A 17,951-nucleotide genomic window follows, 5' to 3' on the forward strand; every position below is an offset into this window, starting at 1 on the left:
CCCGCATGTTTTCGCGCCTTGACGCGAACGACGGTGGCGTCCTCGATCTCGGGTGTGATCCGAAGCACCGGCGGTCGTCAGTCACTATTACCGGGAAAAACCCGGAATGTACGGGAACTTTTCACGATCGGCACGCGTATTTGGGATATAACCACGACGACCGATGACCGCGGTCGGCTGTACCTCCCGGCGGCGGTCCGCGAGGCACACGGCGAGCGCTACCGGATCGTCGACCTTCCCACCCACGTCGCGCTCTTCCCGGTGAGCGAGGATCCGCTCGCCGCGATCGAAGCCGAGGTCGGTGACGCCCTCGCGGGAGCCGACCTCGAGGAGCTCGAACGCGAGGCACGCGTGAAGGCCCGTCAGGGGATCGCCACGGAGCGACGCGCCGCGGACTCGCGGACTCCAAGACGGGGTCGAACTAGCTGATAATGGTGGAATGGGTGGCGCTAGCGGGCTGTGAGATCTGCCCTTCTATAGTAGACATTAGAAATAATTGCTCACGTTTGGAAGCGACAGCTGGTCAAGAGCGGTATCGATCGCCGTCGTGAGTTCATCGAGCGAGTCAAAGAATCGGTTGCTCAGAGCGTCCTGGAGTTGTCGCCAGCACTCTTCGACAGGATTGAGTTCCGGCGAATACGCAGGTAACGTGACGAAGGCGAGGTCGTCACGGGCCGCTAGGTCCGTGACGGCCGACGCCTGGAAGTACGGCGCTCCATCTAGCACGACGATCAAGTCTTCTTCAAATTCTTTGCATAACGCGAGAATGAAATGTTTCGCGTGATCGGCAGTGACGTACTCGGTGAACCGCGAGAAAAAGCAGTCACCGTTTTCGGTGACTGCGCCGAGTAGACACGTCCACTCACGTTGGCCAGAGAGTTCGACGCTCGGCCGCGTGCCGCGCGGAAACCACGCGGCACGCGGCTCGACCTGGACGGATTTCTTGGTCTGATCGATACAGACTACTGTGGCGTCCATCTCCGCTCGCTTTTTTTAATCTCGTCGTGGAACTCCTCTTGGTCGGATTCCTCAGATTCAGCGGCTGTACGTCGAGGTTTTTGATAGCTGAGTCCAGCTTCTTTCAGTAACCGCCGACAACTCGGGGCAGAGTACTCAACGCCGTAGGTTTCTTCGAGAAAATCTTGGACGAGCGCCGGCGTCCACGCCGGCGCGTCGATCCCGACTTCCTCGGGTGGTTCATGAACAGTTCGTTCGAACTCTTTTTGCTGTGATTCTGAGAGCTTTCGTTTTCTCCCAGATCGATGAGCATCAGACACAGCTTGCTCAAGCGGTTCGTCTGTATCAAGTCGCATCAACCAGCTGTAGATCGTTCTTCGCCCGGTGTCATGCCACTCTGCAAGTTCGGTCTGCGTGACACCGTCCTTGTACGCGATCGCAGCTAACAACCGTTGAGTCGGCTTGTTTCCGTCAACATTGTTGAGGGCGTCTTGGAGTTCTTCGACGGAGATCTCGTCGAGATGATCCATTGAGTATAGTAACAATCTTTGAGCGGAAAGTTCTAACGATTACTATACTATATTCGGAGTAACGGCCGCCGGTTTCACTCCTCGGCGGCCGCGTTGACGCCCTCGCGCACCTTCACGGCCATCCCGGTCCCGAAGGCGCGCATCTCGGCGGCGGCCAGCTCGGCGCGCCCGACCGCCACCAGCTCGTCGGCGGGCGTCACCACGAGCACCTCGTCGCCCGGTCGGACCGCGTCGTCGACTCCCTGGACGAACTTCGCGAACGCGTTCTTCCCGTCGCGCACGAAGGGCTCGCTCTCCTCCCCGACGGTCACGCGGTACGCCGGGGGATCCAACGCCGCCGCGAGTCGCCGCCCGCCGGCGATACCCAGGGTGAACCGGCCGTCGGTCCCGTAGGAGACGAGCCGCTCGCCCGCGTCACCCCCCGAGGCGTCGACGTCGCCGGCCAGCACCTGTCGGGGCCGGCCGCCGCTCGAGCGCCGGATGGAGTGGGGTTCCTCCGGCGGAAACAACGCCGCCCCCGCGCCCGCGCCGAACTGGTAGTCCGCGACCACCCGCAGGTCAGCCAGCCCCGTCGTATCGCTCATACCCCAGCCTGGCCGGCGCGACGTATAAAGAACTCGTGCGCCACGTCACTGGCGGCGGGATCCGCTGCGCTGAGCGGGCGGAGTGCCTCGATATCGTTGGATACCCCTGGGTATCGTGCCGACGAGACGCGTTACGTCCCGAATCATTCGTCCGGGGTCGATCATCGAACCGATACGTGTTGTTACACTAACTCGGACAGCTGTCGACGATCGATGCCCTCCGCATCGAGCCGATCGTGAATAGTCCGAAGCAGTTCCACGGCGTTGGGACCATCGCCGTGGATGCAGATGCTGTCCGCTGGAAGATCGATCGTCGTTCCGTCGGCCGCCTCGACCGTTCCGTGCTCGGCGATGGACACCACGCGATCGGCCACGAGTTCGGGATCCCGTCGTTTTTTCCGTTGTTCCACGATGATCGTTCCGTCGGCTGCGTAATCGAGATCGACGTATCCCTCGAACACGGTGTCGAGCGCGTCGTATTCCCGTGCGACTGCGAGAATGTTCCGATCGGTTGCGAGATAGATGAGACTCGGATCGACCTCAAGGATCGCCTCTATGACGGCCCGTGTATGTTCCTCGCTTTCCGACAACATCGAGTACATCGCCCCGTGCGGTTTCACGTGCTGAACCTCGACTCCGTGGTGCTTGGCGACGCCTAACACGGCACCGAGCTGATAGATAACGTAATCGCGTACTTCCGCCGGCGTCGCGTCCATCGTTCGACGACCGAAACCGATCTTATCAGGCAAGCCCGGGTGAACTCCAATGCCCACGTCGTGTTCGGCCGCCAATTCAATCGTCTCGAACAGCACGTGCGGATCGCCGGCATGGAAGCCACCGGCGACGTTGGCCGAGGTGATGTACGGCATCACCGCCTCATCATCTCCCATTCGATAGTTTCCGAAACTCTCCCCCATATCGCAGTTCAGATCGATTGCTGTCATCGTTGCGTACTGTGTCCTGGTATCTGCTGTCCCGTATTCGATCCGTCGGCAGTCATCCGTGTCCGGGCGAGGGAAGGTGGTCGGATCGTGGTGCGTCGATCACGGTTCCGTTGATCGAACACGATGCCACCGGTGAACGAGCCCCTTCTCGTCGACGATCGTCGGGAGCTACGTCGTCGTCGTTTCCGGCGGTCGTCGGTGGTCGGTGGCCTGTTCGAGCGCGTATCCGTATTGTATCAGCGATGCTTCATCGTAGGGCTTTCCGAGGAGTTCGATGCCGACCGGAAGGTCGTCATCGGTGAACCCCGCAGGGACTGATATCGCCGAACAAAGCGATTGTGAGGCGATGATCGTGTTCGTGGCGAACGTCATCGTTTCGTATTTCCCGTCCCTGATCTCCGATTCGGACGGCGGCGGGACTTGTACATCCGGGTAGACGATCGCATCCAGATCGTTTTCCGCGAAGACGTTCAGGATCTGCTGTTGAAACTCGTGTTGTGCATTGCGGGACTTCCAATACTCGATGCTATCATCCAGGGTGTCCGGACCCTCCTCCGCGAACGCGATGAAAAGGTCAAGCAACGCGTGATACTGGCCGTTTTCGTACATCTCATCGACGGATGAAACGGGCGTCTCACGTTCCGAGAGGAACTCGTTGAGATCGTGTTTCGACTGCAACACGTACAGCATCGTCTCGTTAAGATACTCATCGAGGTTCGGTATTTCGATCGGATCGACGAGCGTCGCACCAAGGTTCGAGATCGTCGTCAGCGCTCCTTCGATCACGTCATTCACCCGTGTTGCGGTCTCGTTGTCCCCGAAGCCGTCCCGAAGAACCCCGATCCGTGCACCCCGTAGTCCGTCCTCGTTCAATGCGTTCGTGTATGACCCACCGTGGTCGCTCAATGCCGATTTTCCGGAGAGGCCATCCTTGCCGTCATACCCCACGAGCACGTCCAACATCTTTGCGGAATCCCGAACGGTTCGGGTCATCGGCCCTGCCGTATCCTGTTGTGAGACCAGCGGACTCACTCCGGATCGGCTGATCAGTCCCGGCGTCACCCGCACCCCGACGAGATTATCGAACGAAGCGGGGACACGAATGGATCCACCACAGTCGGTTCCGATCCCGACCGCACCAAGATTCGCGGCGACGGCGGCACCGGTTCCACTGCTTGACCCACCCGGATCGTGATCGAGGTCATAGGGGTTTTTCGTTCGTCCCGCGATCGACGAAAACCCGAACCACGACGTCGCCCAATCGGGCATATTGGTCTTCGCCAAAATCACTGCACCTGCATCACGCAACCGCTGTGTGACTGTCGATTCCGAGTCGGGATAGTATCCGTCGAATGCTTCGGATCCGTATGTCGTCGGCATATCCGTGGTTTCGACGTGATCCTTGACGACGACGGGAATCCCATGAAGGGGGCCGACGAATTCACCCGTGGAGGCGAATTCTGCATCGAGTTCTTCGGCCCGCTGGCGGGCCGTCTCGTTGACCGTTCGAATCGCGTTCAATTCCGGTCCGTCGCGATCGAACCGCTCGATCCGGTCGAGATACCGATCGACGAGCTCCTCGCTGGTTAACTCGCCGGATTCGAACGCTCTGTGGATCTCCGTGAGCGTGACTTCCTCCACTGAATATGCCATACTGAAACATCATCACAGCGGCGTATAAGCGTATGTGATACAGAAATACGTACCGTTGACACGGCACCTCTGACCGTGAGTCTTCTTACCGTACCTCGATCGGAAACCGGTCTCGCGAGCGCGATCTTCCATCCAACGCATCCGGATCCCGTGGGTTCTTTGGTGTACCGGTCCCTCTTCGTATCGATCGTCGCCGATGGTTGCCTGCTCATACTCAACACGCGATCGACGTGCCCGAACCCATCACCTCGCGGGCTCCGGACAGTGAACGCGAACGACCGGTCGATCACGGCGTTCACGATGGCCGCCCACGGGCTCGTCCACACCTACGAGCTGTCGATCCCGATCCTGATGACGGTCTGGCTGACCGAGTTCTCGGTCACCGCCGCCGTCCTGGGCGCGGTCGTCACGGTCGGCTACGGCCTCTTCGGCGTGGGCGCGCTTCCCGGTGGACTCCTGGTCGACCGGCTGGGATCCAGGCGGCTGATAGTCGGCTGCCTGTTCGGGATGGGACTCTCCTTCTTCGGGCTCGCCCTGGCCCCCTCGCTGGCCGGAATCGCGGTCACGCTCGCGCTCTGGGGGATTGCCGCCAGCGTCTATCACCCGGCCGGGCTCGCGCTCATTAGCAACGGCGTCGACCCTGACCGCCGCGGCGTGGCCTTCGGCTACCACGGGATGGCCGGCAACGCCGGGATCGCCTTCGGCCCGCTGGCCGCGGCGGTGCTGCTGCTCGTCGCAGATTGGCGGGTCGTCGCGGCTGCCCTCGGAGTGCTCTCGATCGCCGCCGGCGTCGTGGGGCTGTCCGCCGACTTCGATGAAACCGCCGGCGTCGAGGTGGTGAACGAAGCGACCGGAAACGGAGCGGATAGGGACGACGCGAGCCAGGACGACACCCGGGACGCAAGCCGGGACGAGGCCGAACCGGACAACACCACGACCATCCGATCGCTGGGCGATTTCCTCCAAGGGAGTCGGCGGGTGTTCACCGCCGGATTCACGCTCGTCTTCCTCGTGGTGCTGTGTAACGGGCTCTTCTATCGCGGGATGTTGACCTTCCTCCCGGAGCTGCTCCGGGAGTTCCTCCTCGCCGCGATGGGCGACGTTCGGCTCGGACTCTTCGCTCCCGACAGCCCCCTCGCCGAGGAGTTCGACGTCTCGCGGTACGTCTACGTGGGGCTGTTGACGGCCGGGATCGCCGGCCAGTACACCAGCGGCCGGCTCCTCGACCGGATCGAGCCCGAGCGCGGGCTCGCGACCGTGCTGTTCCTCCTGGCGATCATCGCGGGTGCGTTCGTCCCGCTGGCCGCGGCGGGGGTTCTCCCCCTGTTGGCGGTCAGCGCCGCGCTCGGGTTCGCGCTGTTCGGCATCCAGCCGTTCAGCCAGGCGACCGTTGCGGCCTACTCCCCGCCCGAATCGCGCGGGCTCTCGTTCGGGTTCACCTACCTCGGGATCTTCGGCATCGGCGCGCTGGGCGCGACGATCGTCGGCGTCGTCCTCACCTACGCGGCCGCCGATGCGGCCGTCTTCCTCGTGCTCGCGGCGGTTGCGCTCACCGGCTGCACGCTGGCGACCGTGCTCCGTCGTCGCGATCTCCGGCCCTGACCGTTCGTCGCGGGAGCGCCGCTCGCCGCGGGCACCTCCTGTGACGGGAGCGCCGCTCGCCGCGGGCACCTCCTGTGACGGGAGCGCCGCTCGCCGCGGGCACCTCCTGTGACGGCCCCGCCGACCGCGACCGCTCACTGCGGCAGCCTCGCGAGCCGACTCCGGATCCAGGCGAACGCCGCGAACAGCACCAGCCCCAGCGGCACCCCCACGACGAACCCGCCGAGGAACCGGCCGATCGCGAGCCCGAGCGCCATCCCCAGAATGAACGGCATCGCGAGCGCCTCGGCGATCTCCGCCGGCGGTCGGTCCGTGTTCATACGCGCCCTTCACGTCCCCGAGCTAAAGAAGGAACGTGTCCTCGCGCGCGCCCAGGTCGATGAACGTATCGACGGCGTCGACCAACTCGTCGGCCGTCGAGGATTTGAAGCTCATCGCCTCCACGCGCACGCCCTCGTGCCGGAGGTGTGAACAGAGCCGCGAGAAGTCACCGTCGCCGGTGCACAGCACCACCACGTCGACGTGGCTCGCCAGCGTCACCGCATCCAGGCTCATTCCGACGTCCCAGTCGGCCTTCTTGCTCCCGTCCGGGAACGTCTTGATGTCCTTGATCTTCGTCTCGAAGCCGATGTCGCGCAGCGCCTCGAAGAAGCGCTCCTCCTCGGGCGACTCCGCGCGGATCACGTAGGCGATCGCCCGCACGAGCTGGCGGTCCTGGACCGCCTTCTCCAGCAGCGCGGAGTAGTCGATCTTCCGGGAGTAAACGCTCTGGGCCGTGTGGTACAGGTTCTGTGAGTCGGTCAACACGGCCACGCGCTGGCTCGGATGGATCTCGGTCATACCCGCCGGTTCAGCCCCCTCGTTTAAGGTGGTTCCCACTCGTCCGGGTCGCGTGTCGATCGTCGCGGTCCGATGGTGCGCCACAGCGGACGATGACGACGACGTCGCCCAGCTGAATGGCGCAGCAAACCCACGGTGAGACGACATTCGCGTCCGGGTCGTCAGCCGGTCGTCTTCACAGTCCGTACTGCTTCCGAACCACTCCGTCGAGGCCGCGATCCTCGAGCAGGTCCATCGGCGCCAGCATATCGAGCTGAACGACTCCCGGCAATCGGCCGATCTGTACCCCGCCGGTGAACGTACACCGGGCGCGGACCTCGCCCTCGCTCATCCCCAGTAGCTTCGATGTGCGATCGAACGCGTTCTGGGTGGCGTCGTTGACCGTCGCACCCGAGCCGACCACCTGTATCGGCGCCATCTCGGTCTCGACGTCGACGTCGTGTTCGATGCCGAGCTCCAGTCCCGCATTGCGCTCGTCGTCGCTGTAGGGCTGGCTGATGAACGGAAGGTCCGCCTCGTTCGGGAGGAGGATCGGCCCGTCGATCTCGAGGCCCGTGATCACCTCGACGTCCATCGTGACGGTGCCGCTGACGTCGGTCGTGTGCAGCGAGAGTTCGCCGTCACCCTGGTTGGCGTGGAGGTCGCCAACGTAGATTCCGGCACCGTCGATCACGACGGGGCAGATCAGCGTTGCGCCCGCCCGGACCTCCGGGATGTCCATATGGCCATCCGTGCGTTTCTCCAAGTCCTTCTCGGTAGTGACCCCGTAGTCGTGGTCCGCCCCGATGAGACTCTGTCCGAAGTCCCCGGCGTTGTGGGAGTCGGGAAGGGTGACCGACGGCGTCGTGCCGATGTTCCCGATGAACGGTCGCAGTCGACCGAGCGTCCCGGGCATCCCGTCGGGCTCGTAGAGCAGGATGGGGTGTTGACGGGAGTTCTGGGGGATATCCATTACCTCCTCGGCGTTCAGTGCGAGCTCGTGGGCACCCTCCTCGTCCAACGTGACCCCGACGGCGTTCTCGTGGTCGAACGCGACGGTGTAGCCGTACTCGAAACCGAACGACGAGGCGTTGGCTCCGCACTCCGCACACCGGATGGCGTCCTCACCGGTGCCCTCGACGACCGAGTCCGGCCACGTCGTCCCGCACTCCGGACAGCGGTGGTCGACGAACGGGTCGTCCGTGAACGCTCCCTCGCGTTCGGCCATCGATCCGGTACTCGTCGCCAGACTCGTCACCTGGACATCGCGAATGTGGATCGCGACGGCGTCGCCGACTTCGGCGCCCTCGACGCGGATCGGTCGCGTCACCTCGTGGCCGCCACGAAACGACGGCGTGATCATCGGACCCCAGCACCCCGGCGGTGTGTACGTCTCGATCGTCCCGCCGTCGGCGACGGTGCCGGCCCACTCCTGGTCGGGTCCGACGAGTCCGAGCGTGTACTGGTCGACGTACAGCTCTTCTCGTACTTCTTGCTGAGACATATCGTACATAGTTGGTGATCTATCACCATAAACCCGCCGTCGGTCGCTCCTCGACGCTTCCGGAGACGACACGTGAATCGGGTGGTAGAGTGCTCTTCCCACGGCGTTTATTTCACATCCTCATACCCGAATCACCCGTGAGAACGTGCGTGCAAATTGAAGGAGTATGCCACCGGCATCTATATGAGTATGAAAAAAGTATGAATAGATATGCCCGAACACAAACGGAAAGTCGGAGATCGGGGGCAGGTGACGATTCCGAAGGAACTGCGGGATCGTCGTGGCATCGAAGGCGGTGACGAAGTTGAATTCGTTGAAGTGAATGACGAGATTGTGATCAAACCGCCGACAGATGAGGAACGGCTTGCTGAAGGATACCGAAAGAGAGCCGAGCGGTCTCGTGAGTTGGCTGCAGAGATGGAAGACGCATCCGCAGAAGCAACCGGGCATCTCGGTGACGCACCCGGCTGGAGCAAGTGAATTCTGGAGTCACGTGTGCAGGTACGCCGCGGCGACATTGTCATCGTTGAACTGAATCCCACGAAAGGGAGTGAGCAGCAAGGAAAGAGTCGGCCCTGTGTTGTCATCCAGAACGATGTTGGGAATCAGTACTCACCGACAACCATTATCGCTCCATTCACCACGCAGTACACGTCTGGAGACACGTACCCGTTCGAGGTGGAAGTGCTGGCTTCGGATACTGCCCTCGATCACGATTCAGTGGCTGATCTAAGCCAAATCCGGGTTGTCGACATCGACAAACGTGTCAAAAAGAACGTTGGATCTGTCCCGTCATCAGCTATGGTGAAAATCAACTCGGCAATCAAAGATAGCCTCGATATTTGAGCAAAAAGTTCCGTCTGTGGATAGTCTGCATTGAACGATATGCCACTTGAGGGGATATATAAACGCTCCGCCGTAGGATAGCGTATGCAGACCCACATCGTCCCGGTCGGGTTCGACTACGACCGGCTGATCGCCCCGCTCGTGCGGGACCAGCTCGACGTCGACCACGTGGTGTTGCTCGAGGGCGCCGTCGGCAGCGAGGCCAACGTCGAGTACTCCCGCCGGCTGGCCGAGAAGCTCGAGAAGGACTTCCGGAACCTGCTGGGCGCCGAGACCGAGCGGTTCGTCGTCGCGGACGTCTACGACTACGACGCCGCCTTCGAACAGGCCTACGCGCTCATCAACGACGAGCTCGACGCCGGCAGCGAGGTGTGGGTCAACGTCTCCGCGATGCCCCGGACGGTCTCGTTCGCCTTCGCGACCGCTGCCCACTCGATCATGGTCGAACGCGAGGGCGACCGCGACCGCATCCACACCTACTACACCGTCCCCGAGAAGTACCTCGAGACCGAGCTGGCCGAGACGCTCCGAACCCAGTGTGACCTCCTGGAGGACCTGCAAACGGGCGCGATCGACGCCGACGACGAGCGCCTCGCCGACCACCTTGCGGCGGCCCGGGACCTCCTCGCGGAGTTCGACGAGCGGGGGACGACGATCGGCGCCAAGCAGTTCGGCGAGGACCACATTATCGAGCTGCCGGTCGCCTCCTTCTCGAACGTCAAACCCTTCGAGGAGCTGATCCTCTTCACCCTCGGGGAACACGGCGTCTTCGAGTCCGTCTCCGAGCTCGCGGAGACGCTCGCCCGCGAGCTGGGCGAGGAGTACACCGACTCCTTCCGCTCGAAGGTCATCTACAACGTCGACCAGCTCGGCCCCGGTGGCAAGGGCTACATCGAACGCGAGGAGCACGGCAAGTCCTACCGGACCCGCCTGTCGCGGATCGGCGAGCTGTGGGTCCGGTCGCACGCCGACGAGTCGGAGTGACCGATCGTCTCCTGCGCCGCCGCTCGTTCGGCGGCCGGGGACCGATACGCCGACGCCATTTCACCCGGTTCGAAACGAGTGGTCCAGCGACGGCGCGCTGTGGGTCAGCGACCCCATCGAGACGACGTCGACGCCGGTCGCGGCGTACTCGCGCACGGTCTCGAGGGTGATCCCGCCGCTAGCCTCCGTGATCACGTCCCCGAAGTTTTCCCTGCTCCCTGTGTCCGCCGTGTCCTCGAGATCGGCGAGCGCCGTGACCGCGCGCTCGACGGCCTCGGGCGCCATGTTGTCGAGAAGGACGACGTCCGCGCCCGTGAGAGCTGCCTCGCGCGCGGTCGCGACGTCCTCGGCCTCGACCTCGATCAGCGTCGCGAAGGAGGCCCGCTCGCGGACGCGCTCGATCGCTCCCTCGAGACCCAGCTCGGCGATGTGGTTGTCCTTCACCATCACCATGTGCGAGAGGTCGAGCCGATGGGTGTCCCCGCCCCCGGCCGCGATCGCCCGTTTCTCGACGCCGCGGAGTCCCGGCGTCGTCTTCCGGGTCCCGGCGATCCGGACCGACTCCGAGACCTCCCGGGCGGCCGTGACCGCCCTGCGGGTTCGCGTCGCCACTCCCGACGCGTGCGCGACGACGTTTGTCGCGGCGCGCTCGCCGCGCAGGACGTCCCGGGCGGACCCCGACACGGACAGGACCACCGCGCCCGGCTCGACGGCGTCCCCGTCCGCGAGCCGGTCGGTCACGGCGACGCCCAGGTACTCGAAGACGGCTGCGGCCGCCTCGAGCCCCGCGACGACGCCAGCCTCCCGGGCCACGAGCCGGCCCGTCGTCTCGCCGGGCACGTGGTTCGTCACGTCGTGATGGCCGAGGTCCTCCCGCAGCCAGGCCTCGACCGTGGACCGCTCAATCGGCATCGGCGGGCGTTCCCCCCTGCAGGCGGTGACAGCCACGGGACCGGTCGTTCGCCGCCGCGGCCCGCGCGACCAACAGCGCGGACACGCAGGCGCCGCGCAGCTCGTAGAGCGACCGGCTCGTCCGGGTTCGGGTGTATGCGTCGACCTCCCCCTTCAGCCGCCGGAGGGCGGCCCGGGCCCGCTCGATCCCCTCGGGATCGCGGACGATCCCGAGCTCCGACTCCATCACGCGGCGGAGCCGGACGGCCTTCTCGTCGGCGAAGCGGTCGGGCAGGTCGGGGTCACGGTCGGAGAGGTCGGGCGCAGCGATCGGCTCGGGACCGTTCTCGGCGCCCGCCCGTCCCGCGGCCGCGCCGGCGCGTCGTCCCCACACCAACCCCTCGAGGAGGCTCGTTGACGCGAGCCGGTTGGCCCCGTGGACCCCGGTCCGGGCGCACTCGCCGACCGCGTAGAGGCGGTCGAGCGACGTCCGGCCCGTGACGTCGACGTCGATCCCGCCGCAGAGGAAGTGCTCCGCCGGTGCGACCGGGATCCCCGACTCGGGATCGACCCCACGGTCCGCACAGGCGCTCGCGAGCCCGGGAAACTCGTCGGCGAAGTCGATCGGCGTGACGTCGAGGACCACCTCGCCGGTTCGCTCGCGCGCGTCGGCGACCGCCCGGGCGACCACGTCCCGCGGCGCGAGCTCGGCGTCCGGATGACGGTCGACCATGAACCGCTCGCCGGTCGCGTCACGCAACACCGCGCCCGCCCCACGAACCGCCTCGCTGAGGAGGAACGTCCCCCGGCTCTCGTCCTGCCCGCCTGGTTCGTCTCGTTCGTTCCGGCCGTCCTGCCCGCCTCGCCTGTCCTGCCCGTCCTGCCCGCCTCGCCTGTCCTGCCCGCCTCGCCTGTCCTGCCCGTCCCGCCCGCCCCCCGCGAACGCGGTCGGGTGGAACTGGACGTACTCCATGTCGGCGACGTCGGCGCCGGCGAGCGCGGCCATCGCGATCCCGTCGCCCGTCGCGGTCCGTGGGTTCGTCGACCGGCGGTAGCAGGCGCCGATCCCGCCGGTCGCGAGGACCGTGGCGCCCGCGAACCACGGGGTCACCGTTCCGTCCCGTTCGAGGAGCGCGCCGTGGACCCGCCCCTCGTGGGTACACAGCCCGAGGGCCGCGGTGTCCTCGAGGATCGTGATCGCCTCGTGGCCCCGCAGGTGCTCGAGAAACGGGACGAGCAGGTGCTTCCCGGTCGCGGCGTCGACGTGGCGGATCCGCGCCTCGCTATGGGCGGCCTCGCGCCCGTAGTCCGCGTCGAACGCGACGCCGAGCGTCTCGACCAGGACGTCCTGCACCGCGGCGTCCGCCTCCGAGACGAGTACGTCGACCGCCTCCGGGTCGGACGCGCCGTCGCCGGCCGCCAGCACGTCGCGTTTCAACGCCGCGGGATCGTCACGGGTGACTGCGATGCCCCCCTGTGCCCAGTAGCTCGTGGACTCCTCGGGCCGGCTCGCCTTCGTGGCGACGGTCACGTTCGCCCCCGCCCGCGCGCCGGCGAGCGCGGCAGCACAGCCCGCGATCCCGCTTCCGACGACGAGCAGGTCGGTGGTCTCGTCCATCGTCGATCAGAGCTCCAGCATCCGGTCGATCGCCAGCGACGCGAGCTCGGCCTCGCGGTCGGCGACCTCGATCACGTTCCGCGGCTCGTCCTCGAGGAGCCCCTCGAGCACCCAGGTCAGGTAGTTCGGGTCGACCTGACGCATCGCGTTACAGTCCATGCAGGCGTCCCCGCACAGCGGCACCACGTTCACGTCCGGGTGCCACCGGTCGAGGTGGTTCGCGAGGTGGATCTCCGTGCCGATCGCCCACGTCTCGCCGGGGTCGGCCGCGGCGACCGCCTCGCGGATCGTCGCCGTCGACCCCACGACGTCGGCCGCCTCGACGACCTCTCGGCGGCACTCGGGGTGGACGATGACGTTCGCCTCCGGGTGGCGGTCGCGGACGGCCGCGACGTGGTCGGCCGTGAACCGCTCGTGAACCTGGCAGTAGCCGTCCCACAGGACGATCGACGCGTCGGCCACCGCCTCGGCGTCCGCGCCCGCCGGGTCCCAGGGGTCCCACTCGACGATCTCGTCGGCCATCCCGAGCCGGTGGGCCGTGTTCTCCCCGAGGTGCTTATCCGGGAGGAACAGGACCGTGTCGCCGCGATCGAGGGCGTACTCGAAGGCCTCGTGTGCGTTCGAGGAGGTGCAGACGAGCCCGCCCTGCTCGGCGCAGAACGCCTTCAGGTCCGCGTAGCTGTTCATGTACGTGACCGGGACGATCTCCGCGTCCGGCGCGGCCGCGGTCAGCTCCGCCCAGGCGTCGTCCACCTGCAGCGCCTCGGCCATCCCGGCCATCGGACACGACGCCTCCATACTGGGGAGGATCACCGTCTGGTCGTCGTCGGTGATGACGTCGGCCGACTCGGCCATGAACGTGACGCCACAGAAGACGACGTACTCGGCGTCGGCCGCGGCGGCGCGCTCGCTCAACCCGTAGGAGTCGCCGACGAAGTCGGCGTGCTCCACGATCTCGCGGCGCTGGTAGTTGTGGCCGAGGATCACCACGTCATCGCCCAGCGCCTCGCGCGCCGCGTCGATCCGCTCCGTTCGCTCGGCCTCGGTCAGATCCCGATATCGCGGCGGCAACCGCTCGAGATCGTCGTATTTGAAGAGACTGAGATCCGTTTCGAGGGATGTCGATTTGAGTTCTGGCATGGGTTGTGGTTCGTGTAGTGTCTCAACCGTCGACAACGACTATTGATAAAATTTTATCTTCAATCTTGAATTCGAACTCGCATTTTGATTCGATATGGCTATGGAAGATATCTAATCCACGATCGTGGGTTAATAATGTCTTTAAAGGTTCGATATCCGCGGCCGTGAACCGATCGTGTCTCCACGCACCACTTATATACTATCACGTTCATAGATACCATATGACGCGATTACTTCTGGGGTTGCTTGGCGCCCTCCTCGCGGTCCTGCCGGACCGAACGCTCACCGTCTACGAGTCCGTCGCCCTCGAGTCGGCCGGCGAGGCGACCCCGAAGCCCTGGCTCGAATCGGCGATCCGGGTCGAGGGGATCGCATACCTCGCGATCGCCCTCATCGGCGGCCGGCCCTACCGATGGTTGGCGACGCTCGTCGGCGTGATCGGTGCCGTCGTCATCGCCGTCCCGCGACGCTACCTCGGTGCCGGCGCGTCGGTCGCCTACGACCGACCCGGGGACCTCGAGTGGTCAGATCGGTTCGTCTCCGTGGTTCGCGCGATCGGAGCGGGCTGCGTGCTGTTCGCGATCGGCGTTCGGCGGCGGCGAGACGGGGACACATGAGCTGTCTTGCCGTCGGGATTGAGGGTGTCCGTTCCTACCCCTACTCAGGCCTTTTATCCGTTCGCCGTCACTCCTCACCAACCAGTGACGGAAGGCGTGTCTCGAACAGACGGTCAAGAGCCGTCCAGAGTATCTCCGTCGGGATGATCTGCTCGAACGCGGCGGCCTCACGAGCCGGCCGGTTCATTCCCTCGGTTCGGTATTGAAAGTGGACGCTGCCGAGATCCGGATGATCCCGGTCACGATGCCAGCCACAATTGAATCCCGTGTTCGGGTCCGCATAGTGGATGCGATAGTACGGCGTCTCGGATTTGAACCGCCATTCGACGTCAAGGGTGGGAGTAGCCGGTCCCGTCGGTGGTGAGATTCTATCGGGATCGATCCGCGCTCGAATCGATCGTTTGCGAATGCTGTCCGGTTCGTACGTGACGGTAGTGACCACCGGATATCGTTGCAGGACGTCCTTTAACCCCCGATAGGTCGAGCTGTCGATCGTTCCTGGCAAGCCCATCGTCGTCACACCGGCACGACGTCCCGATCGCTCGCCCAGTCGTACTCGTTGAGGGCAGCACGAACGATGGGGATCCGGTCGTCGAGATGCTCCCAATCGGCGGCGACCTCACGCCGCTCCTCGACCTCGTCGGGGTCGTCCACGTCCGCGATGCTTGCCCGAAGCTCGCCCGGCGTCTCCACGTCGTAGGTCGTTTTCCACGCCGCGATCTCGGACTGCATCGACTCGAGGACGTCGGTCAGCTCTTCACGGTCGTGTTCACGCTGTAGCGCCGCGACCTCGCGGTAGGTCGCCATCAACCGATCGACGCAGTATAGCGAACGATCCGCCCGTTCGATCCGACGAAGAACGTCGTCCTCGACGAGCTGGTCGAGGTATTTTTGAGCGGTTTTCACGGAGACGCCGGTCTCCTCGGCGACCCACGCTGGGCTCCGTGGTGTTCGAAGCGTCCGTGCGGCGGCTCGTACCCGGTCACCCCGGGTCATCGCGTCGCGAGCGTGATCGTCGCTCGGTTCGGTGTTATCGGACATACGATCGAATAGACTGTTATTGAATATATATCTATTGTACTGAATATTAGTAACCGACGATCGAGGACTCGGGATCTCCAAACGCATACTGCCTCCCTCGAAGCCGGAACGTATAAGAAACAGAAGCCCACACTCACACCCGTGCCGACCGCCGCGTCCATCCGGAGCACGACCTCGCCGCCAGCGACGCGGCTTTTCTCGAAAAAACGCGCGTGAAACGCCCACCGGCGGGAGTGGCGACCCCGTCCCGGGCGGCCTCCGACCACTCCACACAGCGACGCGTTTGCGGTCGCGTCGGCGATCGTCGGATCGACGATCGCCGACCGATACCATCCGACCGATTCCGTCCAACCGACTCGAACACGACCGGCCCGAACACGACCCGAACACGAAAGACGACCCGAACACGACAGACGACCCGAACACGACAGACGACCCGAACCACGACCATAACACGACCTACCACCCGATCCCACGATGACCACCACGACACCCTTCGAGGGCGTGATGCCCGCGATGACGACCCCCTTCGACGAATCGAACGAGATCGACCACGACCAGCTGGCCGCCAACGCGCAGTACCTGGAGGCCGCCGGCGTCGACGGGCTGGTGCCCGTCGGCTCGACCGGCGAGTCGGCCACGCTCACCCACGACGAGCACGTCGACGTGATCGAGACGGTTTCGGAGGCCGTCGACGACGTCCCCGTGATCGCGGGGACCGGCTCGAACAACACTGCGGAGGCGCTTTCCCTGTCCCGGCGTGCGGCCGACGCCGACGCGGACGGCCTCCTGCTCATCTCGCCGTACTACAACATGCCCGAGCCCGAGGGATTCTACGAACACTACACCGCGATCGCCGACGCGGTCGACCTGCCGCAGATCGTCTACAACGTTCCCTCCCGAACCGGCCGGTCGATCCCGGTCGACGTCACCGCCCGCCTCGCCGAACACGAGAACATCGTCGGCTACAAGGCGGCCTCGGGCGACCTCGGGCTGATAAGCGAGGTCATCGAGCGGACCGCCGACGAGGAGTTCGCGGTCCTCTCGGGCGATGACGGGATCACCCTGCCGATCCTCTCGATCGGCGGAACCGGCACGATAAGCGTCGTCGCGAACGTCGAGCCCGAGCGCACCTGCGCGATGGTCGGCGCGGCGCTCGCGGGGGATTACGAGCGCGCCCGCGCGATCCACCACGAGCTCTCGCCGCTGTGTCGTGAGCTCTTCGTCGAGACGAACCCCATCCCGGTCAAGGAGGCGATGTCCATCCGCGACCGCGGCCGGCCGGACGTCCGGTCGCCGCTCACCCGTCTCTCCGCGGAGCATCGCGACTCGCTCGCCGATCTGCTCGCGGAGTACGAGACGGCCGTCCCCGGCGAGAGCGGGTCCCTGCCGACCGAGGAGGCGTCGCGATGACCGAGGGCACCGCGAACGATGCTCCCCTTCGCGTCGCCGTCACCGGCGCCGGCGGCCGGATGGGCCGCGAGGTGATCGAGGCGGCCGTCGACCGCGAGGGGCTGGCGGTCGCGCTGGCGGTCAATCGCACCGAAACCGAGCCCGTGGCCGGCGTCGCCGTCGACCCCGCGGACGAGTTTGCCGACCGACTCCCGGCTGTCGAGCCGGACGTCGTCGTCGACTTCACCGGTCCCGACTCGGCGGTCGCATACGCCGAGGCCTGCGCCGCCGCCGGCGTCCCGCTGGTCACCGGGACCACCGGCTTCGACGACGCCCAGCTGGGGACACTCCGCGACGCGGCCGACGCGATCCCCGTGTTGAAGGCGGCCAACTTCTCGCGGGGCATCGCCGCGCTGCGCCGCGCGGTCCGTGAGGCGGCCGCGGCCCTGCCCGCCGCCGACGTCGAGGTGACCGAGACCCACCACAACGGGAAACGCGACGCGCCCTCGGGCACCGCGAACACGCTCCTCGAGGACGTCGAGGACGTCCGCGCGGACCTCTCCCCGGACGGCCGAGTCCACGGACGCGAGGGCGACGCGCCCCGCCAGCCGGGCGAGATCGGCGTGCACGCCCGGCGGGCGGGCGACGTCACCGGCGAGCACGAGGTGCTTCTCGCGGGCAATCACGAGGTCCTCGAGCTCACCCACCGGGCCGGCGACCGCGGCGTGTTCGCCGCCGGCGCGCTCGACGCTGCGGTCTGGCTGGCCGACCGGCCGGCCGGCTGGTACGACTTCGGCGACGTCATCGACGACGCGTGAGTTCGCGACCG

General features: G+C 65.4%; 19 protein-coding genes. 8 read left to right on the forward strand and 11 right to left on the reverse strand.

The annotated features are described in order from the left end of the window. Nucleotides 1–54: 54 nt before the first annotated feature. Nucleotides 55–429 carry a hypothetical protein gene (locus CPZ00_RS11180; protein ID WP_233255080.1) on the forward strand — a complete coding sequence of 125 codons (375 nt, stop codon included), beginning with the start codon at nucleotides 55–57 and terminating at the stop codon, nucleotides 427–429. Between the two features lie 57 nt (nucleotides 430–486). Here the strand turns inward: CPZ00_RS11180 and CPZ00_RS11185 are convergent. The 4 genes from CPZ00_RS11185 to CPZ00_RS11200 all read right to left on the reverse strand — a co-directional run bounded on the left by CPZ00_RS11185 (nucleotide 487) and on the right by CPZ00_RS11200 (nucleotide 4,668). Further along, nucleotides 487–1,487, reverse strand: a protein-coding gene (locus CPZ00_RS11185; RefSeq protein WP_096390951.1) for an IS630 family transposase whose coding sequence is annotated in 2 segments (ribosomal slippage) — nucleotides 487–995 and nucleotides 995–1,487 — 1,002 coding nt in all. Because the reading frame shifts where the segments join, the coding sequence is not laid out codon by codon here. A 74-nt stretch (nucleotides 1,488–1,561) separates the two neighbouring features. Then, nucleotides 1,562–2,071, reverse strand: a complete 510-nt coding sequence (locus CPZ00_RS11190; RefSeq protein WP_096390952.1) for a PUA domain-containing protein — start codon at nucleotides 2,069–2,071, stop codon at nucleotides 1,562–1,564. Between the two features lie 182 nt (nucleotides 2,072–2,253). Continuing rightward, nucleotides 2,254–3,015, reverse strand: a complete 762-nt coding sequence (locus tag CPZ00_RS11195) for a LamB/YcsF family protein (RefSeq protein ID WP_096390953.1) — start codon at nucleotides 3,013–3,015, stop codon at nucleotides 2,254–2,256. A gap of 168 nt (nucleotides 3,016–3,183) precedes the next feature. Beyond that, a complete protein-coding gene (locus CPZ00_RS11200) occupies nucleotides 3,184–4,668 on the reverse strand; it encodes an amidase (RefSeq protein ID WP_096390954.1) in 1,485 nt (494 codons plus the stop codon). A gap of 264 nt (nucleotides 4,669–4,932) precedes the next feature. Here CPZ00_RS11200 and CPZ00_RS11205 point away from each other — a divergent pair, with 264 nt between their 5' ends. Then, nucleotides 4,933–6,270, forward strand: a complete 1,338-nt coding sequence (locus tag CPZ00_RS11205) for an MFS transporter (protein WP_199243352.1) — start codon at nucleotides 4,933–4,935, stop codon at nucleotides 6,268–6,270. Between the two features lie 134 nt (nucleotides 6,271–6,404). Here the strand turns inward: CPZ00_RS11205 and CPZ00_RS11210 are convergent, their stop codons facing one another. The 3 genes from CPZ00_RS11210 to CPZ00_RS11220 all read right to left on the reverse strand — a co-directional run bounded on the left by CPZ00_RS11210 (nucleotide 6,405) and on the right by CPZ00_RS11220 (nucleotide 8,593). Further along, entirely contained in the window at nucleotides 6,405–6,590 is a 186-nt protein-coding gene (locus CPZ00_RS11210; protein WP_096390955.1) for a hypothetical protein, read from the reverse strand. Between the two features lie 22 nt (nucleotides 6,591–6,612). Further along, on the reverse strand, nucleotides 6,613–7,110 hold the full coding sequence (locus CPZ00_RS11215; protein ID WP_096390956.1) for a LabA-like NYN domain-containing protein: 498 nt from the start codon (nucleotides 7,108–7,110) through the stop codon (nucleotides 6,613–6,615). Nucleotides 7,111–7,285: 175 nt separating this feature from the next. Beyond that, nucleotides 7,286–8,593 (reverse strand): acetamidase/formamidase family protein, encoded by a 1,308-nt coding sequence (locus tag CPZ00_RS11220; RefSeq protein WP_096391698.1) that lies wholly within the window; start codon nucleotides 8,591–8,593, stop codon nucleotides 7,286–7,288. 210 nt (nucleotides 8,594–8,803) lie between these two features. On the opposite strand from CPZ00_RS11220, the gene CPZ00_RS11225 reads away from it, so the two are divergent. The 3 genes from CPZ00_RS11225 to CPZ00_RS11235 all read left to right on the forward strand — a co-directional run bounded on the left by CPZ00_RS11225 (nucleotide 8,804) and on the right by CPZ00_RS11235 (nucleotide 10,423). Then, a complete protein-coding gene (locus CPZ00_RS11225; RefSeq protein WP_096390957.1) occupies nucleotides 8,804–9,073 on the forward strand; it encodes an AbrB/MazE/SpoVT family DNA-binding domain-containing protein in 270 nt (89 codons plus the stop codon). Between the two features lie 15 nt (nucleotides 9,074–9,088). After that, entirely contained in the window at nucleotides 9,089–9,439 is a 351-nt protein-coding gene (locus CPZ00_RS11230; RefSeq protein ID WP_096390958.1) for a type II toxin-antitoxin system PemK/MazF family toxin, read from the forward strand. A gap of 84 nt (nucleotides 9,440–9,523) precedes the next feature. Further along, nucleotides 9,524–10,423, forward strand: a complete 900-nt coding sequence (locus CPZ00_RS11235; RefSeq protein WP_096390959.1) for an HFX_2341 family transcriptional regulator — start codon at nucleotides 9,524–9,526, stop codon at nucleotides 10,421–10,423. Nucleotides 10,424–10,483: 60 nt separating this feature from the next. Here CPZ00_RS11235 and nadC read toward each other — a convergent pair whose 3' ends face one another. Genes nadC through nadA form a run of 3 tightly spaced genes read right to left on the reverse strand, consistent with a single transcriptional unit; the run spans nucleotide 10,484 to nucleotide 14,072 of the window. Then, the gene (gene nadC / locus CPZ00_RS11240; RefSeq protein ID WP_096390960.1) at nucleotides 10,484–11,335 is read right to left on the reverse strand and encodes a carboxylating nicotinate-nucleotide diphosphorylase; all 852 of its coding nucleotides are present in this window, start codon (nucleotides 11,333–11,335) and stop codon (nucleotides 10,484–10,486) included. Then, nucleotides 11,325–12,932, reverse strand: a complete 1,608-nt coding sequence (locus tag CPZ00_RS11245; protein ID WP_096390961.1) for an L-aspartate oxidase — start codon at nucleotides 12,930–12,932, stop codon at nucleotides 11,325–11,327. Before CPZ00_RS11245 ends, nadC begins: the two co-directional genes overlap by 11 nt. 6 nt (nucleotides 12,933–12,938) lie before the next feature. Then, nucleotides 12,939–14,072 carry a quinolinate synthase NadA gene (gene nadA / locus CPZ00_RS11250; RefSeq protein WP_096390962.1) on the reverse strand — a complete coding sequence of 378 codons (1,134 nt, stop codon included), beginning with the start codon at nucleotides 14,070–14,072 and terminating at the stop codon, nucleotides 12,939–12,941. A 221-nt stretch (nucleotides 14,073–14,293) separates the two neighbouring features. Between nadA and CPZ00_RS11255 the strand changes: the two genes are divergently transcribed. Further along, entirely contained in the window at nucleotides 14,294–14,689 is a 396-nt protein-coding gene (locus tag CPZ00_RS11255; protein ID WP_096390963.1) for a hypothetical protein, read from the forward strand. Nucleotides 14,690–15,205: 516 nt separating this feature from the next. Here CPZ00_RS11255 and CPZ00_RS11265 read toward each other — a convergent pair. Further along, nucleotides 15,206–15,730: a DUF7342 family protein gene (locus CPZ00_RS11265; RefSeq protein WP_233255082.1), complete on the reverse strand. Its 525-nt coding sequence runs from the start codon at nucleotides 15,728–15,730 to the stop codon at nucleotides 15,206–15,208. 477 nt (nucleotides 15,731–16,207) lie between these two features. Here CPZ00_RS11265 and dapA point away from each other — a divergent pair, with 477 nt between their 5' ends. Together dapA and dapB are read left to right on the forward strand one after the other, a co-directional pair. After that, nucleotides 16,208–17,143: a 4-hydroxy-tetrahydrodipicolinate synthase gene (dapA, locus tag CPZ00_RS11275; RefSeq protein ID WP_096390965.1), complete on the forward strand. Its 936-nt coding sequence runs from the start codon at nucleotides 16,208–16,210 to the stop codon at nucleotides 17,141–17,143. After that, nucleotides 17,140–17,940 carry a 4-hydroxy-tetrahydrodipicolinate reductase gene (dapB, locus tag CPZ00_RS11280; RefSeq protein WP_096390966.1) on the forward strand — a complete coding sequence of 267 codons (801 nt, stop codon included), beginning with the start codon at nucleotides 17,140–17,142 and terminating at the stop codon, nucleotides 17,938–17,940. The genes dapA and dapB overlap by 4 nt, the downstream gene beginning before the upstream one ends. Nucleotides 17,941–17,951: the final 11 nt, after the last annotated feature.

Source organism: Halopenitus persicus (assembly GCF_002355635.1).
Classification (GTDB): Archaea; Halobacteriota; Halobacteria; order Halobacteriales; family Haloferacaceae; genus Halopenitus; species Halopenitus persicus_A.

Excerpts from the sequence above, each read along its gene's own strand:
- CPZ00_RS11190 (WP_096390952.1), bottom strand. The coding sequence starts at position 2,071 with ATGAGCGATACGACGGGGCTGGCTGACCTGCGGGTGGTCGCGGACTAC.
- CPZ00_RS11195 (WP_096390953.1), bottom strand. The coding sequence starts at position 3,015 with ATGACAGCAATCGATCTGAACTGCGATATGGGGGAGAGTTTCGGAAAC.
- CPZ00_RS11200 (WP_096390954.1), bottom strand. The coding sequence starts at position 4,668 with ATGGCATATTCAGTGGAGGAAGTCACGCTCACGGAGATCCACAGAGCG.
- CPZ00_RS11210 (WP_096390955.1), bottom strand. The coding sequence starts at position 6,590 with ATGAACACGGACCGACCGCCGGCGGAGATCGCCGAGGCGCTCGCGATG.
- CPZ00_RS11215 (WP_096390956.1), bottom strand. The coding sequence starts at position 7,110 with ATGACCGAGATCCATCCGAGCCAGCGCGTGGCCGTGTTGACCGACTCA.
- CPZ00_RS11220 (WP_096391698.1), bottom strand. The coding sequence starts at position 8,593 with ATGTCTCAGCAAGAAGTACGAGAAGAGCTGTACGTCGACCAGTACACG.
- CPZ00_RS11225 (WP_096390957.1), top strand. The coding sequence starts at position 8,804 with ATGCCCGAACACAAACGGAAAGTCGGAGATCGGGGGCAGGTGACGATT.
- CPZ00_RS11235 (WP_096390959.1), top strand. The coding sequence starts at position 9,524 with ATGCAGACCCACATCGTCCCGGTCGGGTTCGACTACGACCGGCTGATC.
- nadC (WP_096390960.1), bottom strand. The coding sequence starts at position 11,335 with ATGCCGATTGAGCGGTCCACGGTCGAGGCCTGGCTGCGGGAGGACCTC.
- CPZ00_RS11245 (WP_096390961.1), bottom strand. The coding sequence starts at position 12,932 with ATGGACGAGACCACCGACCTGCTCGTCGTCGGAAGCGGGATCGCGGGC.
- nadA (WP_096390962.1), bottom strand. The coding sequence starts at position 14,072 with ATGCCAGAACTCAAATCGACATCCCTCGAAACGGATCTCAGTCTCTTC.
- CPZ00_RS11255 (WP_096390963.1), top strand. The coding sequence starts at position 14,294 with ATGACGCGATTACTTCTGGGGTTGCTTGGCGCCCTCCTCGCGGTCCTG.
- CPZ00_RS11265 (WP_233255082.1), bottom strand. The coding sequence starts at position 15,730 with ATGTCCGATAACACCGAACCGAGCGACGATCACGCTCGCGACGCGATG.
- dapA (WP_096390965.1), top strand. The coding sequence starts at position 16,208 with ATGACCACCACGACACCCTTCGAGGGCGTGATGCCCGCGATGACGACC.
- dapB (WP_096390966.1), top strand. The coding sequence starts at position 17,140 with ATGACCGAGGGCACCGCGAACGATGCTCCCCTTCGCGTCGCCGTCACC.